Source organism: Pseudomonas marincola (assembly GCF_900116605.1).
In the GTDB taxonomy this organism is placed as follows: domain Bacteria; phylum Pseudomonadota; class Gammaproteobacteria; order Pseudomonadales; family Pseudomonadaceae; genus Aquipseudomonas; species Aquipseudomonas marincola.
Map to the genome: position 1 here is coordinate 294856 of NZ_FPBC01000004.1, position 15725 is coordinate 310580.

Sequence of the window (15725 nt, forward strand, 5' to 3'; positions counted from 1 at the left end):
TACTCAGGGGTTCGCTGCGGTACTTTGCAACGGAATATAAGACACTTTATTGATTTCTGTACATAGAATTCACACTAGAATTGTAAGTGAAGCTGTTCTAGCAGCATCCAGAGCTGAGTTACCGCCTCAACCCTTGTTGCCAGCCTGGGTGCGCAGCACGCCAATGCCTTCAATTTCTAGCTCAATCACATCACCACGCTTCAAATAGCGCAGTTGTTCCAAGCCGCATCCGTTGCCGACCGTGCCGGAACCGAGAAACTCACCGGGATATAGAGTTTCACAGCGCGAAACGTGCTCGATGACATCTTCAAACTGCCAGCGCATGTCGCGAGTGTTGCCGCGCCCCCACTCCTCGCCGTTTACCCGCGCGATCATATTCAGGTCATATGGATCACCGAGTTCGTCGGCGGTCACCAAGCAAGGCCCCATGATATTGGCGGTATCGAAATCTTTGCTCTTGGCTGGCCCCAGCATGCCCGGCATTTCGAGTGCCTGAGCATCACGGGCACTCATGTCGTTAAAGATGGTGTAACCAACAATATGGCTACGGGCCGCGTCACGACTGATGTCTTTGCCCTTTTTACCGATGTAGCAACCGAATTCCAACTCGAAATCCATGGCGCGGCTAAAGCTTGGCCACAGGAACTCATCGTCGTTGCCAATCACCGCGAAACGATTGCCTTTGTAATAGATCGGTTGCTTGTTGAACGTCTCTATAACCCGGTCATCTGCCCGCGTATTCATCGCTTTCAACGTAGCTTCTGGGTCTTCAGTACGCAGCGCTCGGGCGCGGCGCGCAGCGGCAAAACTCTGCCGCAGGTGCAGCTCAAAGCATGAGCAGTCACGCATCTGCGGGGGCGGTTGAATAGGTGCACGTAATTTCACCTCGCAGCGCTCAAGCACCGCATCAGCAGGCGCCTTGGCAACTAGGCCACGTGCAAGCTCAAGGCCCGACTCGCCGGCCTCAACCAAGGCCAATATGCTGACTAACGCTGGGCTATCTTGCCCTTTCAGGGCGCGATGGGCCTTTTGCAGATCCAGCACTAACTGATCTTGATTAAGCAATACACCGCCCCGATCCATCCCGTGTGCATCGGTAAAAGTAACTAACCTCATACGCGACCACTCACAGGTAGCAGTGCGCCTGTAACGGCAGCGGCGTCGTCTGATAACAAGAACGCGACCACAGCCGCCAACGCATCTTGGCTTACCCAGCGGCTGCTATCGGCATCTGGCATATCGGCACGGTTGGCCGGTGTGTCGATAATGCTTGGCAGCACCGCGTTAACCGTGACGTTGCGGTCTTTTAGCTCCTCAGCCAAGGCTTCTGTTAGGCGTGATACGCCTGCCTTGGAAGCGCTGTAAGCGCCCATGCCCATGCCCGCCTTAACAGAGGCCAAGGCGCCGACATTGACGATTCGCCCTGTGCTTGAGCCCAGCAGATGCGCCAAAGCCGCTTGCGAGCTAACAACAGCAGTGCGCACATTCAGCTGATACATGCGGTCCCAAGTATCAAGACTGCCCTGCTCGACTGTTTCCCAGGCGAAGCCGCCAGCCACATTGACCAAACAATCAATGCCGCCCATCTCACTGCTGATGCGCTCAAACGCTGCCTGTGCAGACTCTGCCGAGGTCAAATCGACGCCATCAACACACAACAAGTTTTGTGTATCAAGCAGCGTTGCTGGCGCTTGAATACGGTCGACCAGTGCCACACGCGCACCGCGTGCCAATAAAAGCTGACCTAGCGTGCTGCCGAGCGCTCCAAACCCACCGGTGACGACTACCCTCTTGTCCAATAGTGGCAGGGACATAGCGAAATCCTCTTGTTGTTTTGAGGTGCAGAACGTTTTGCTCTGACCCGATCAAGTCAAATATATATGACACTTTTCTAATATTTGTACAAATGATACTGTGTGACTTCAAGTTAAACATTTTCCTGCGGACAGCTGATGCCAAGAAAATTACCTGCACTCAACGCCGACAACCGCGCCTTCTGGCAAGGGGGGGAACTGGCCGAATTGCGGATTCACCGGTGTACCGCCTGCAGCCTATTTTTTCATCCGCCAGCCCCACTCTGCCCGCATTGTGCAAGCTTTAAGGTGCTGCCTACGGCTGTTTCTGGGAAAGGCACAGTGCTTAGCTATACGGTCAATCATCAGCCATGGAGCCCCGAAATCGAGGTGCCTTATGTGGTGGCGATTATTGAGTTGGTTGAGCAGCAAGGTTTGCAGTTCGTCAGTAACGTAGTGGGCATCCCCGTCACAGATGTGCATATCGGCTTGCCGGTGCAAGTCAGTTTTCTCAACATTGAGGACGTGTGGCTGCCGCTGTTTGAGAAGGCGCAATGATGATCGATCACCATTACGAAAAAGACGTAGTCATCACCGGCATCGGTCAATCGGAAGTCGGCCGACCGTCAAATAAGTCAGCAATGCGCCTAACCCTCGATGCTTGCCTAGAAGCCATCAACGATGCTGGTTTGCAGCGCAGTGACATCGATGGCGTGGCCTGCTGGCCAGGCGACAACAACAATGGAAACGCGTTTTCACCGGTAGGCCCCAGCGCTCTAAAAAGCACGCTAGGCCTCAACGTCAACTGGTTTGGCGGTGGCTACGAAGGCCCAGGGCCTCTGGCCGGTGTAATCAACGGTGCTATGGCGATTGCTGCGGGATTGTGCAAACACGTACTAGTCTTTCGTACCATTACCGAAGCCTCAGCACGACTGGTGGATAAACAAGCTGGTGCTTTGACCAACAAAACACAGGGACGCGACAGTAGCTACGCTTGGCAATGGTTCACACCCTTCAATGTTTTATCGGGTATCAACCTGATGGCTATGTACGCCCAGCGTCACTTCCATGAGTACGGCACCCGCCCAGAGCAACTGGCGCAAATCGCTATGACCTGCCGCCAGAACGCCATGCGCAACCCTAAAGCACTGTTCCGCACGCCAATGACTCTGGACGACTACATGGAGTCGCGGATGATTTCCACGCCGCTACGCATGTTCGACTGCGATGTCCACTGCGATGCGTCGACCGCTATTATCCTATCGCGCCGCGATATTGCCCAAGACCAACCTAATCGGCCAATTCGTATTGAAGCAATGGGCGCGGCACTGAATCAACCGTGGTCATGGGACCAAATTTCTTTAACCAAAATGGCAGCCTTTGATGTCGGCCAAATGATGTGGTCACGCACTGACTACACCCCGCAAGACGTTGATAGCGCACAGCTTTACGATGGTTTTTCGATTTTGACCATGATCTGGCTAGAAGCTCTGGGCCTTTGCCCTGTGGGCGAAAGCGGTACATTTGTCGAAGGTGGAACGCGTATCGCGCTCAATGGCAGCCTGCCAATCAATACCAATGGTGGGCAGCTATCTGGGGGACGCACCCATGGATTGGGCTACCTTCACGAGGCGTGTCTGCAGATGTGGGGACGCGCCGAAGGACGGCAAACGACCAACAACAGAGTCACAACGGTAGCAGCAGGCGGTGGTCCACTCGGCGGGAGCCTGTTATTGGTGCGCGAATAACCTGAGATCTAGTAGAGAACGCAGGCCACCTCATCACAAAACTCGATCAGTGCCTTGCCCAAGTCGGCAAGGCCTTCTTCATCTCGTTGGCCACGAAACATCACTGCAGAAACAGTAAAGTCGATGCTGCGTGAAGGCGAATAGACAGGTGCAGCTACTGCGAGAATCCCCACCGAAAAATGCCCATCATCCATAGCCCAGCCGCGCTCGGCTGCTAACTCCACTTCCTCGCGATAAGTATCGAGTGGCATCGGTCGTGCCCAGCGAATTTTTTCGAACGCACTTTGAATATCAGGATCATCAAGATTGATCTGATTCGCAAATAAACGACCGCTGGCCCCCATAAGAATGGGCAAGCGTTGTCCCTCGGCCATATCGATACGCACATCTGTGGGGCTTGCTGCCGAGCTGACAATAACAATTCGATCTGGGCTCATACGTCGCCACAAAGTGATGGTAACCCGTAAACGAGCGGCCAAATTTTGCAATAAAGGTTTAGCCAGCTGCACGCGGTTACCCTGAGTGACCAATTGTTCAACTAAACGCGCAAGGCCCAAGCCAACCGAATAACGCTTGGACATAGCACTAAATTCGACCACCTCTTCATTCACCAGCGTGCGCAGAATGTTAAAGCACGTGCTGGGATTGATCGCCAGTTGCCTTGCTATATCTACAGAACGCTCCGGAGTGCCGATTTGGCTTAAGTGTCTCAGAATGCGAATTGCGTTTGAAACGGGCTTTACGATGACCGCATTAGCCGATTTAGAGCTGTCGCCAACCTCAGAGGAGTCCATGACATATCTCAAAAATTAAATGTTGCCAGCATTCTAAACTGAGAATCTTCCATTCCAAAAACTTTTAATACGGAATTAACTCAACAAAGCTGCACATTTCTGTATTCAAGACTGGAGTATCAAACGTCGGGTTTTCAGATCTTCTCGGCGAAACCGCGCTAGCGCGCACTCCTGTTGATAATCTGCTTGGGTTACACGGGTTTGTTGGCGCAAATAATCTAGCCACGACATCACGATAAATCGCTCGATGTATTGATGGTCACTCGTCATGTCTCTAAATAGCTCCCAGCTCTTAGCACCATTGCGCTGCCGGGATTTGCCCAGGGCATACACAGTGTCCAGAAAGCCATCGAGGTCTTCGGCTGGCACCTGGTAAACGATCTCGACCGCTACAAGCCCTTCCGTGTGCGAAGCCGAATCGACAATCTGCGCCGTGTCGCTGATGAGCGCTTGGGCAAAGTCGGCCTCTTGACCTAATTCAACTCGCCCACTGCGCGTTATAAATACCCCAGCCAACAGCGCTGCAGCAGATAACAATAGTGTTTGCTGCAGCCCCAAATATTCCGCCAAAGCGCCCCAAGCCACACCACCAGCAGCCATCGAGCCCATCAGAATGAGGACATAAATCGATGCAACTCGCGCACGCACCCAGTCGGCTGCATATGTTTGCACCACCGTTGAAATGGTCGCATTAACAGCCATCCAACCGAAACCGGCGAACACCATCATGGCGCACACCAAGCCTCGGCTATGCGATAGGGCTGCGGTAAACGTGGCAGCAAAAAAGGCAATAACCCCGCATAAAATCAGCCGGCGCAGGCTCAGTACCCGGCACAAATACGGCAAATTGAGCGCTGCGAGCACCGCGCCACCACCAAGAAATGCCATTAATAAGCCATAGCCACCTGCATCCATTACCAGTTCTTGTTTGGCCACAAGCGGCATAAGTGCCCACAAAGCGCTGGCACCGCAGGTGAACACCAACACTTGCTTTAGGGCACTGAACAACACCGCAGAATGTTGGATATAACGCAAGCCGCTGCGCATTCCGCCGATCAGCGTTTCTGGCGGCAAGCCCTTTTCACGCGGCGCGGGTGGCAAGCGAAACAAAAACAGCATCACGCCGAACATGCACAAAGCGATGACCACAAATACCGAGGTAGTGTTCCAATAAGCGATCAACGCACCTGCCAACGCCGGGCCTAAAGCGCGCGTGGCGTTTACCGCGATTCCATTGAGCGACACCGCTGCTGGCACCTGATCTCGAGGCAATACCGTGACCATGGCGACCATCCAAGCCGACATGCCCAAGGCGCTCCCCGTACCCAGCACGAAGGTTAAACCCAACAGTCCCCAAGTATTTAAGTAAGCGGTATAGGCCAAGGCGCCGAGCACCATAGCGGCAAATACCATTATGGCTTGGGTAATGATTAGCCAGCGGCGGCGATCGACCAGATCGGCAATTACCCCGCCCGGAAAAGCAAACAGAAAAACCGGCAAAGTCACGGCAGTTTGCACCAACGAAACCATGGCCGCCGACTGTGTTAGCGTGGTCATAATCCACGCAGCGCCCACCGTCTGCATCCAGATGGCCAGATTAACAATCGCACCAGCCAGCCATAAGCCACGAAAGGCTTTGTTGCTAAACGGCGCCCAAGCCGACCCCTCGCCCATGATCTTTCCTCAGCGTGAACCGTTAAATATGCAATGTTTATTCAGCCAGCGGCTGGCCTAGTCGCCCGACTGCGCGCGCAGGGCTTAGCTGCCTCGGTGTTGCCACTTGATTACGCAGCTGGCCGATGCCTTTAATTTCAGCCTCGATGCAATCGCCAGGCTGCAGAAAGCGCCCAGTTTCCAAGCCCACGCCATGGCTGGAGCCGGTAAATACCAAGTCTCCGGGGCGCAGGCTAATGCGCGCATCTAAGTAGTTGAGCAACTCATCCAGAGCGAAAATCATCTGACGAGTGTTGTCTTGCTGGCGCAGCTCTTGATTAACGCACAATTGCATAGTCAAACCAGGTTGGCCGACCACGCCCAGTTCATCGGCGGTAACAATCCACGGACCGACCGGTGTGGTGCGGTCCATGGCTTTTTGCGTGAGCAGATCCAAACGCCCAATTTGCTTGCCGGCATCGCGGGCGCTGATGTCGTTGCCCACCGTATAACCCAGCAGACAGTCACTCGCCCGAGGCTCATCCAACAGTGGCCGACCAACCACCGCCACCAACTCCACTTCGTAATCAAGCTGACGGGTTAGCGGCGGATAATTGATTTCGTCATTAGCGCCAATCAGCGCTGACTCAGGCTTCATATAAGCCAGCGGGTGAGCCGGCGCCTCACTGCCCAGTCGTTTGAGGTGAGTAAGGTAGTTAAGGCCAACCCCAAACACCCTGCTGCCCGGCTCTAACGGCGGCAATAGCCGGGCTGCTGATAACGCCATGCACTCAACTGATAACTCCAGCGCCTCACGTGCGGTAGCAGGCACCAGCCCAGCCCAGCTAGCGAACGGCGCATTAATGCGCCGCAGGCTAGCGGTTTCGGCATCCAGTAACGCCCAGAACGATTCACGCCCTACCGCTACCCGAGCCACGCGCATTTCAGCGCTTGGCCAGGTACGTTGGCAAATACTCCGGGCAGAGCACTTCTTCAGGCGTCTTTACGCTAGGACCAAGGATTGGGCCAACCATTTCATGGCCCCAGAGGCTGAGTTTTTCCGGATTTAGTTCAAAGGGATCACCCTGCCACGGCTCAATTTCAGCAATGGTTTCGAAGGCAAAGCCTGATGGGTTGAAATGGTAGAACGACAGGTGCGGGTCTTGAGCGTGTTGGCCGAGCGTCATCATCATCGGCAGTTCACGCTTGCGCACGATGTCGTAGGTCTCGCCAACATCGCGTACGTTTTTCACAAACAAGCCGACATGCTGCACACCCATACGGCCTGGCCCGTGACCATAGGCGATATCGTGGCTGGTGTGATGATTAAGCTTGGCGCGGAAGAACCCAGTGCGGCCTTTACCAGCGCCTGCGCCATACCAGCTAAAACCCATCACGTTGAGCAGGAAATCTTCCAGCTCAGGGGTGTAATCCGGCGTGATCAGCACCACATGCCCGGCACCGCGCTCATCGGCTAAGAAGCCACTGTGCGAGCGCCCCGGTTGAAAGGAACGGGGCAGCCACTTCTGGCCATAAAACAATTCGTGCTGGTAACCCACCGGATCGCGGAAGCGGACCAGCTCGCGCACACCACGCTTCTCACACAGCTCGGCATTGCCACGGGTGTATTCGATATTGGCGGCGGCAAGTTTCTTGATGCCGTCTTCAAAGGCCATACGGCCGACCGCTTCCCAACCGATATACGCAATACGATCAACTTTGCCAGGGTGGAAGGCGTAACGATGACGACGGTCGTCGATGCGAAAATACAGCGAATCGGGGTCACTCTCAGGACTCTTACCGATGCCAAAACCCATCACTTCTGGGCCGTATTCACGCCATGCGTCCATATTAGGGGTTTCGAAACCCATGTAGCCAATGCCGATGATGTCCACGTTGTTCACCTTGTTATTGTTCGAGATGAAACGATGCCAATGGCATCTGTCGTAACGCTATTCAACTAGACGGAGAGCAGGCCACCGTCGATAACAAAATCTGATCCAGTAATGAATGAAGCCTCATCTGAGGCCACAAATACCGCGAGATTCACCACCTCCTCCGGCTCGCCTGGACGATCCATCAGCACACCATCCAAGAGCAAAGCGCGCACTTTTGGGTCTTCCAGAAACGGGCGGGTACCGGGCGTTGCCACAAAGCCTGGGCTCAAGCTGACAGCGCGAATACCAAACGGTGCGCCTTCTACCGCTAATTGCCGGGTAAAGGAAACAACCGCGCCTTTGGCTGCCGAGTGCGCCGAGATACCGGCGACTTTCGAGCCGCCCCAAGCAGCCGTAGACGATACGTTGATAATCACCCCACGCTGTTCGGCCAAGTGCAGCCAGGCGTATTTAGTGGTGTAGAACAAGAGATCCACTTCATTACGAATGGTGTAGTGCCAATCTTCAATCGACAGCTCACTGACCAAGCCAAAGCGTGCAGCAGAGGCGTTGTTATAAAGAATATCGATGCGCCCATGTTCAGCAACGGCTGCGTCAATCCAAGCCTTAGCCTGTTCGTGATCACCTAGGTCGACAGGTGCCGTGCCATACAGGGTGAAACCTTCTGCGCGCATTAGCGCTGCGGTTTCTTCATGGCCTTCGGCAATGCAATCACAACCCACCACAATCGCCCCTTCACGGGCGAAGCGCAGCGCAGCAGCGCGGCCTTGACCGCCACCGGTACCAGTTATCAGGGCCACTTTGTTTTGTAGACGTCCCATCTGTGCATCCTCAACTAGGGGTGATCGGCTTACGCCCAGCACAGAGCCAGTTAAACAGCGCCGTCAGAATCTGAGATTGGTTCGAGCCAGAGCGCTTCAGCTGGGCACGCCGCAGCGCCTTCGCGCGCTTCTTCCTCAAGCTCCGGCGGCACGTGGGCAACATCGATATACACCAAGCCATCGTCATCCAGCTTATAGACGCTAGGGCAGATAGCGGCGCACAGGCCGTAACCACAGCAGCGACTACGGTCGGCTACGGCTTTGAATTGCACTTTTTCTGTAGTCATTGTTATTTTCCAATCAGGTTCAGGCCTGGTAAATTATGAACACTTATTTATTTTATGTGCAATTAGTTTTTAACGCATATATGCTCAGCTAAATCTTGCGGTGCTGGCATGAGGTTACCGCCAGACTGCAGTGAGTAGTGGCTCAAAACAACGAAAAACCGGCAAATAACGAACGCGGCGGGTATCAGACCAGTGAGCTAACGATGTTGTCAGCACAGGCAAATCATTGGTCGCTGAGTCAGATGGTTGAGCTGGACATGGGCAAATTTGCGCTTTTAGCCTGAACACCCAGCTCGCCGCCGCTGGTAAATACAACAACCATGCGGCACCGGTATTTTTCACCATGCAGCGCTTGGCTCAACAAAACCTATAAGGAAGCCAATTCCATGCTCACGTCGAAAAACGAAGCAGCTATTGATCTCCAGGAATTCCGGCAAGGCTGGAAGATACTGCTGCTGGCTGTCGCCGGCGTTGCCATCAGTATTAACGCGGCGCTGCTCTATGGCTTTGGCACCCTAGTAGTGCCCCTGGGCGATGCCTTTGGCTGGAGCAAGAGCGAACTACAAGCCAGCATCACCTTCCTATTTGGCGGCGCCGTCGTGTCATTGCAACTGGTTGGCTGGTTCAACCTGCGTTTCGGCATGAAACGGGTGACCGTGATCTCGCTAGTGCTGTTGTCTAGCGGTTATCTGGCAACCACGCAACTGACTCAGTCGATCTGGTCGATGTATATCGCCTTTGCCATTCTGCCAATCGTCGGCATGGGTGCGCTGGCCGTGACCTGGACTCAACTGCTGAGCCTTTGGTACGACCAAAATCGTGGCCTCGCTCTAGCCATCGGCCTGTCTGGCACAGGCATTACCGCCGCGACCATTCCGCGCCTGATGACCTGGGGTATTGAGCAGTGGGATTGGCGCGCCGCTTTTGTGATTCTGGCCCTGCTCAATCTACTGGTGTTGCTGCCATTGATTTTGTTGTGGTTCAAACTGCCCACTGCCAATGACGCCCAGCACAGCGGCGCAGCCCCAGTGCAATTAACTGGGGTAAGTTTTCGCGAAGGCATGGGCTCGCTAAAGTTCTGGACCTGCAACTTGGCGCTAGGTCTAGTGATTTCAGCGATTGTCGGCATGGTCACCAGTACCGTGCCCATGCTGCAGGCCAAAGGCCTTTCTGCAAGCGATGCCAGCATCATCTTCAGCTGCTTTGGGATATCGCTGATCTTTGGCCGCATGTTGATTGGCTATTTACTTGATCGACTATGGCCACCAGCAATTTCCGCGATCAGCCTGGTGCTGCCCGCAGTGGGTTGCTTTATCTACCTGAGCGGTACCACTGAGTTTGCCCCGCTGATGTTCGCAGCAGTGTTGGTCGGCTTTGGTGCCGGAGCAGAATTTGATATCGCCGCATTTCTGATTGCTCGCTACTTCGGGCTGCGTGAATACGGCCGCCTATTTGGCGTGCATCAGGGTCTCAATACCGTTGCCTCAGCGTTGGCCCCCCTGCTGTTTGCTTACCTGCTGGCAACTACCGGCGGCTATAACGCGATGCTGGTTTACAGCGCAGCGTGCTGCTTGGTCGGGCCCTTATTGCTTCTAACCCTAGGTCGAGTGCCGCGCTTTAGTGCAGCACCATTACCTAGCCATTCTTGATCCCCCCTAACAATAATCGGAGCAAATCATGCCCACATTGACGTTTATTGAACACAACGGTACCGAGCATAAGGTTAAAGGCGATGTAGGCCAGTCGGTGATGCAAGCTGCTACTTTTGCATCCCTACCCGGCATCACCGCGGACTGCGGTGGCGCCTGCAGTTGCGCCACCTGTCACACCTATATCGATGACGCCTGGGTGAGCAAGCTACAGGCAGCCGAAGGCATGGAAAACGACATGCTCGAGTACGCCTTCGAGCGTCGTGACAATAGCCGCCTGAGCTGCCAGCTAATCATCAGCGAAGAAATGGACGGCATGGTTCTGCATCTGCCCTCCTCTCAATTCTGACTACGCTTTAAGGAGTTTCCATGACCCTCGCCTCAGTCGTTATTGTGGGTGCCGGCCAAGCTGGCTTTCAGGTAGCCGCTTCCCTTCGTCAGGAAGGTTTCGAAGGCAGCATCAGCCTCATCGGTGATGAGCCCGGCCTGCCCTATCAGCGTCCGCCGCTGTCCAAGGCGTATCTGCTCGGCAAGATTCAGGAAACCAACCTGTTGTTTCGACCTAGCGACTTTTTCACCGCTAATCGCATCGATTTGCAGCACGATCAAGTCACCGCTATTGACCGCCAGAATCATCGTGTGGTGCTAGCATCCGGTGCGGCCCTCAAGTACGACCACTTGGTTCTGGCCACCGGTGCGCACAATCGCCCATTGCCGGTGCCTGGCGCCGATTTACCGCAAGTGTTCGGCATCAAAACCAAAGCCGACGCCGATGCCTTGGCGCCGCTGGTACGCAGCGCACGCAATGTCGTGGTGGTGGGCGCCGGTTTTATTGGCTTGGAATTCGCAGCGGTAGCCGCGGCGCTGGGCGCCAAGGTGCACGTACTTGAACTGGGTGAGCGGCCCATGGCTCGCGCCGTTTCGCGAGAAATGTCCGAGCTGTTCCGTCAGGCCCATGAAAACTGGGGAGTGCGCTTTGATTTCCGCCAGGGCCTGAGCAGCATCGATAGCGACAATGGCAAGGTCGTAGCGGTGCAAACCAACGATGGCCGTAGCCTGCCAGCAGACTTAGTCGTGTTTGGCATCGGCGTTATCCCCAACGCGCAGCTGGCTACCGAAGCTGGGCTGGAGATTGAAAATGGCATTAAGGTTGACGCCAACCTGCTTACATCTGACCCGAAAATTTCTGCCTTGGGTGATGTGGCCAGCTTCCCTTGCCTGCATAACGGCGAACAACACACGCGCCTGGAATCCGTGCAAAACGCCGTCGACCAAGCGCGAGCCGTTGCCGCACGTTTGATGTGCAAGTCGGCGCCTTACAGTGCCCTGCCGTGGTTCTGGACCGACCAAGGTGACTTGAAACTGCAAATTGCCGGCCTCAGCTCTGGTTATGACAGCACCGTTATCTTGGGTGACGCCGCTGAACAAAAGATGTCGGTATTGTGTTTCCGTAATGATCGCCTAGTCGCTGTCGAGTCCTGTAACCGCATGGGTGACCACATGGCCGCGCGCAAAATCCTTACCCGTGCGCCAAAGCTAACTGCCGCTGAAGCCGCCGCCGTAGGCTTTGACCTGAAAGCGTGGGAAGCCGAAAACCGCGACTAAATACCTGCGCCAACTAAGACCTCAGCCCACGCACTGTTTGGGCTGAGGCTGACTTGCGGGTTAGCAATGGAACCCTGCCATGAATAAAGTTTGGTTCATTACCGGCGCAGCCAGAGGGCTCGGCGCCGCGATTGCAAAAGCGGCGCTGACCAATGGCGATAACGTCGTGGTTAGCGGTCGTCGTATCGAGGCGTTGCAGGAAGTTTTCGCAGCCTATGGCGAGCGTGTTCTAGCGGTGCCGCTGGATGTTAGCGATGAAGCCCAAGCGCTCAGCGCGGTGCAAAGCGCCGTCGCGTGTTTCGGTCGTATCGACGTATTGGTCAATAACGCCGGCTACGGCCAGTTAGCACCGTTCGAAGACAACACCAGTCGCGACGCCGACCAGCAATTTGCCACCAATGTATTTGGCGTGCTGAACGTTTGCCGTGCGGTACTACCCGTCATGCGTCAGCAACGAAGTGGCCGGATATTTAATATCTCGTCCATGGGTGGCATTCTGGGCATGGGCGGCGCCGCGTTGTATTGCGCGTCGAAGTTCGCCGTAGAAGGTTTTTCTGAATCGTTGGCACTCGAAGTAGCGCAGTTCGGTATCAAGGTCACCTTGGTCGAACCCGGCGTGTTCCGTACCGATTTCCTTGACCCAAGCTCAGCAGTGTTTGGCCAGCGCGGCCTGGCGGACTATGTCAGGCTCACCGCGCAGGTCAAAAACGCATCAGCCGCTTACAACCATAAGCAAACTGGCAATCCGGCAAAGCTCGGTGAAGCCTTGGTGCTACTGGCTGCGAGTGAGTCACCTCCGCTGCGCTACTTGGCAGGCTCGGATGCGTACCAACAAGTCAACGCCAAGCTGAACAAGATGCTCAGTGACATAGAGCAATACCAGGAGCTGTCGTATTCAACCGATATACTTAACCCCGGCTAAACACCGCGCCGCTACCCATCTTACGTATCTCTGCAAGGCGGGTAACGATGTGCCGTGATGCTCGGCGGCTTACATATTGATGAAGTAACGCACGAACAATTTGCCGTCTTCAAAGCGGTAGGTTTCGATCGTATCAATCCCGCCGTCTTGCTCACGGAACGCATTCAGGTGTTGGCACGCGGCTTCGTTAGCGTTAACGATGCATTGACGCACATCGATACGAATTTTCGGTTGCTGCTGCGCCCACATTCCCTCAAGTGTTAGCCAAGCATCGTGCTGCGGCTTACCGACGTATTCAATGCTCAATCCGTTGGGTGCAACTTGGCGATAGTGAGCAAAAAAACCCTCTTTATCACCATTGTTCCAGCACTCAACCTGGCCGTGTAAAAACTCTTCAATAACGTGTTTATCCATGCTCATCTCACGTTCGTCCTCTGTGTAGTTAGGCGTTTTTTATGGGTTGCGGGGATGGCTGTGTGAGCCGCTGCCGGGCGAAAAATACTCGCTCCATATTGAGCCACAGCAAAATTGCCGGTCCGATAATGGCGCAGCACAAACAGCAGATCAGTACAGCTGAATAGCTACCGTTAATGTCGTACAAATAACCAAAAAACATGGGCATAAGCCCAGAAACAATGGTGATCAAGCACAGATGCAGGCCGAAGATCCTGGCGTAATCCTTGAGGCCGAAATAACGCGCCATTAAGAAAGCCGCCAAATCAAACTCAGCCCCAGCGCTGGCGCCAATACACAACGTCGCCAGCACTAGCAGCGCGGTACTGTGCATACCGGCGAACAAAAAAATCAGGCAACCCAGTGCCGGCAGGACCAAGCTCACAGCGGCCACCAACGAAGGCGAGTAACGGTCCAGTAGATATCCCACCAGCAAGCGCCCACAGATGATCGAAATTCCGAAAGAGCTAAATATTTGAGCCGCAGCTTGGGCCGTTAAACCCTTGCTTTGCAGCATCGGCACTATATTGGTGACCATTCCGACCGTGAGTGACACTGATAAGATCAGCGCCATGTTAAAGCCCCAGTACAACCAAGAATGCACAGCCTGCTTAAAGGTGAATCCGCTGGCTTGTGCAAGCGTTTGCTTGGTCTGCGCATCACGCTCTATGGTTTCGCCAGGAAGGCGCAGCCACAATAAAGAAAGCGGCAAGGTGAAAACCAGCGGCATGACACCTAGGGCAATAAAGCCGGCTTGCCAGCCATAGGCTGCGATTAACTGCGATAGCAATGGCGGCAGCAGCATGGCCATCAACCCTGTTCCGCATAGAATCACCGCCAAGGCTAAGCCGCGATTGCGTTCGAACCAGAGATTGACAAGTTGCGTCCAGGTAATCGCAATGGTGCCGGCACAAACGATTGGCATCATGAAAAAGGCAAAATACAGCCAGCCAATCGACCCCTGAATCTGAGTAATTGCGAAATACCCTGTTATCTGCAGCCCAATGGAGGCTATAGCCACCCGGCGCAAACCGAAATGTCGATAGAGCCAGCCAACCACCTGGGTGGATATCGCCACCCCAGCAAACAGAAAGGTAATCGAAGCTTGTAACTCGCCACGGCTCCAGCCGAAGGCTTGCTCAAGCGGCACTACCAGCGTGCCAAAGGCATACAGTAGAGCGGCCGAGATACTCGTAGAAATACCGACAAGGCCCAGCACTACAACGCGCCAACCGCGTTTGAACTCAGCTGAATCAGCCATGATTATTAGCCCTTGAGAATATCTTCTACCTTGGGCATCGCCACCATCGTGGCGCCGCCGTCCACCAACAACGAGGTGCCAGTGATATAAGACGCTTGGTTGCTGGTTAAAAACAGTACTGCATTGGCAATATCGGCTGATTCGCCCAAGCGTCCTACCGGGAAGTTTTCGGCCAATTTATGCGCCAGGTCGCCGCCTAGAGTTTCGAACATATGATCAGTACCGATTAGCCCCGGCTCAACCACGTTGACTAGGATGTTCATCACCCCAAACTCCACAGCCAAACCACGAGCGAAGGCATTCATAAAGGCTTTGCTTGCGCTGTAGGCAATTAAACGCGGGGTGTATTTGCGATTGGCCTCGCCTGATGAGATAAAAATCAAACGGCCCTTGTCCACAGCCTTTGACAAATAAGGTGCGCTGTCTTTAGCCAGCCAGAACAACGACTGTATGTTGCTGCGCACGATGTGATCGAAGGTGTCGTCTGGCATCTCCGCCATAAGCCCATGGCTGGTATCTGCGGCGCAGTGCACAACAACATCCAAGCCCCCAAAGCGCTCTACAGCGCCCTGCACCATCGAACTAATCGCTTCACGGTCGGCAATATCGCCACCCACAAGGCACGCCTGCGCGCCGAGCGCTTGAATCTGCTCTACCGTTTGTTCGCCGTATTTAGCCGTGCGTGCGGAAACCACGATCTTGGCCCCCTCACGTGCATATGCCAGCGCAATAACGCGGCCCATGCCTCTGCCGGCGCCGGTAATCAGTACCACTTTGTCGCGAAAGCTCATCGTGCGTCCTTATTATTGTTATGAACTCGGGTGCATGGCTGTACCCAGCC

At 54.6% G+C, this 15725-nt stretch carries 17 protein-coding genes; 6 read left to right on the forward strand and 11 right to left on the reverse strand.

Annotated elements, in window-relative coordinates; translation table 11 throughout:
* Nucleotides 1-126: 126 nt before the first annotated feature.
* Together BM395_RS09230 and BM395_RS09235 are read right to left on the reverse strand one after the other, a co-directional pair.
* Nucleotides 127-1116, reverse strand: coding sequence for a fumarylacetoacetate hydrolase family protein (locus tag BM395_RS09230; protein ID WP_090510889.1), 990 nt, complete (start codon nt 1114-1116; stop codon nt 127-129).
* Nucleotides 1113-1814, reverse strand: coding sequence for an SDR family NAD(P)-dependent oxidoreductase (locus tag BM395_RS09235; protein ID WP_090510892.1), 702 nt, complete (start codon nt 1812-1814; stop codon nt 1113-1115). The genes BM395_RS09230 and BM395_RS09235 overlap by 4 nt, the downstream gene beginning before the upstream one ends.
* A 138-nt stretch (nt 1815-1952) precedes the next feature.
* Between BM395_RS09235 and BM395_RS09240 the strand changes: the two genes are divergently transcribed.
* Together BM395_RS09240 and BM395_RS09245 are read left to right on the forward strand one after the other, a co-directional pair.
* Complete coding sequence (locus BM395_RS09240; RefSeq protein WP_090510895.1) at nt 1953-2351, forward strand: Zn-ribbon domain-containing OB-fold protein; 399 nt, start codon at nt 1953-1955, stop codon at nt 2349-2351.
* Nucleotides 2351-3541, forward strand: coding sequence for a thiolase family protein (locus BM395_RS09245; RefSeq protein ID WP_090511051.1), 1191 nt, complete (start codon nt 2351-2353; stop codon nt 3539-3541). Before BM395_RS09240 ends, BM395_RS09245 begins: the two co-directional genes overlap by 1 nt.
* An 8-nt stretch (nt 3542-3549) precedes the next feature.
* Here the strand turns inward: BM395_RS09245 and BM395_RS09250 are convergent, their stop codons facing one another.
* From BM395_RS09250 to BM395_RS09275, 6 genes are all read right to left on the reverse strand, one after another.
* A complete protein-coding gene (locus BM395_RS09250; protein WP_090510897.1) occupies nt 3550-4335 on the reverse strand; it encodes an IclR family transcriptional regulator in 786 nt (261 codons plus the stop codon).
* 105 nt (nt 4336-4440) lie between these two features.
* On the reverse strand, nt 4441-6009 hold the full coding sequence (locus BM395_RS09255) for an MFS transporter (protein ID WP_090510900.1): 1569 nt from the start codon (nt 6007-6009) through the stop codon (nt 4441-4443).
* 37 nt (nt 6010-6046) lie between these two features.
* On the reverse strand, nt 6047-6931 hold the full coding sequence (locus BM395_RS09260) for a fumarylacetoacetate hydrolase family protein (protein WP_090510903.1): 885 nt from the start codon (nt 6929-6931) through the stop codon (nt 6047-6049).
* A gap of 1 nt (nt 6932) precedes the next feature.
* Nucleotides 6933-7883 (reverse strand): VOC family protein, encoded by a 951-nt coding sequence (locus tag BM395_RS09265; RefSeq protein ID WP_090510906.1) that lies wholly within the window; start codon nt 7881-7883, stop codon nt 6933-6935.
* A 65-nt stretch (nt 7884-7948) separates the two neighbouring features.
* Nucleotides 7949-8707, reverse strand: a complete 759-nt coding sequence (locus BM395_RS09270) for an SDR family NAD(P)-dependent oxidoreductase (protein ID WP_090510908.1) — start codon at nt 8705-8707, stop codon at nt 7949-7951.
* Between the two features lie 50 nt (nt 8708-8757).
* Nucleotides 8758-8994 (reverse strand): ferredoxin, encoded by a 237-nt coding sequence (locus tag BM395_RS09275; protein WP_090510911.1) that lies wholly within the window; start codon nt 8992-8994, stop codon nt 8758-8760.
* A gap of 386 nt (nt 8995-9380) precedes the next feature.
* Between BM395_RS09275 and BM395_RS09280 the strand changes: the two genes are divergently transcribed.
* The 4 genes from BM395_RS09280 to BM395_RS09295 all read left to right on the forward strand — a co-directional run bounded on the left by BM395_RS09280 (nt 9381) and on the right by BM395_RS09295 (nt 13170).
* A complete protein-coding gene (locus BM395_RS09280) occupies nt 9381-10643 on the forward strand; it encodes an MFS transporter (RefSeq protein ID WP_090510913.1) in 1263 nt (420 codons plus the stop codon).
* A gap of 28 nt (nt 10644-10671) precedes the next feature.
* Entirely contained in the window at nt 10672-10992 is a 321-nt protein-coding gene (locus BM395_RS09285; protein WP_090510916.1) for a 2Fe-2S iron-sulfur cluster-binding protein, read from the forward strand.
* Nucleotides 10993-11012: 20 nt separating this feature from the next.
* On the forward strand, nt 11013-12248 hold the full coding sequence (locus BM395_RS09290) for an NAD(P)/FAD-dependent oxidoreductase (RefSeq protein WP_090510919.1): 1236 nt from the start codon (nt 11013-11015) through the stop codon (nt 12246-12248).
* 79 nt (nt 12249-12327) lie between these two features.
* On the forward strand, nt 12328-13170 hold the full coding sequence (locus BM395_RS09295; protein WP_090510921.1) for an oxidoreductase: 843 nt from the start codon (nt 12328-12330) through the stop codon (nt 13168-13170).
* A 69-nt stretch (nt 13171-13239) separates the two neighbouring features.
* On the opposite strand, the gene BM395_RS09300 is transcribed toward BM395_RS09295, so the two are convergent.
* Genes BM395_RS09300 through BM395_RS09310 form a run of 3 tightly spaced genes read right to left on the reverse strand, consistent with a single transcriptional unit; the run spans nt 13240 to nt 15675 of the window.
* The gene (locus BM395_RS09300; RefSeq protein ID WP_090510924.1) at nt 13240-13590 is read right to left on the reverse strand and encodes a nuclear transport factor 2 family protein; all 351 of its coding nucleotides are present in this window, start codon (nt 13588-13590) and stop codon (nt 13240-13242) included.
* 22 nt (nt 13591-13612) lie between these two features.
* Nucleotides 13613-14884: an MFS transporter gene (locus BM395_RS09305; RefSeq protein ID WP_090510926.1), complete on the reverse strand. Its 1272-nt coding sequence runs from the start codon at nt 14882-14884 to the stop codon at nt 13613-13615.
* Nucleotides 14885-14889: 5 nt separating this feature from the next.
* On the reverse strand, nt 14890-15675 hold the full coding sequence (locus BM395_RS09310) for an SDR family NAD(P)-dependent oxidoreductase (protein WP_090510929.1): 786 nt from the start codon (nt 15673-15675) through the stop codon (nt 14890-14892).
* Between the last annotated feature and the right edge of the window lie 50 nt (nt 15676-15725).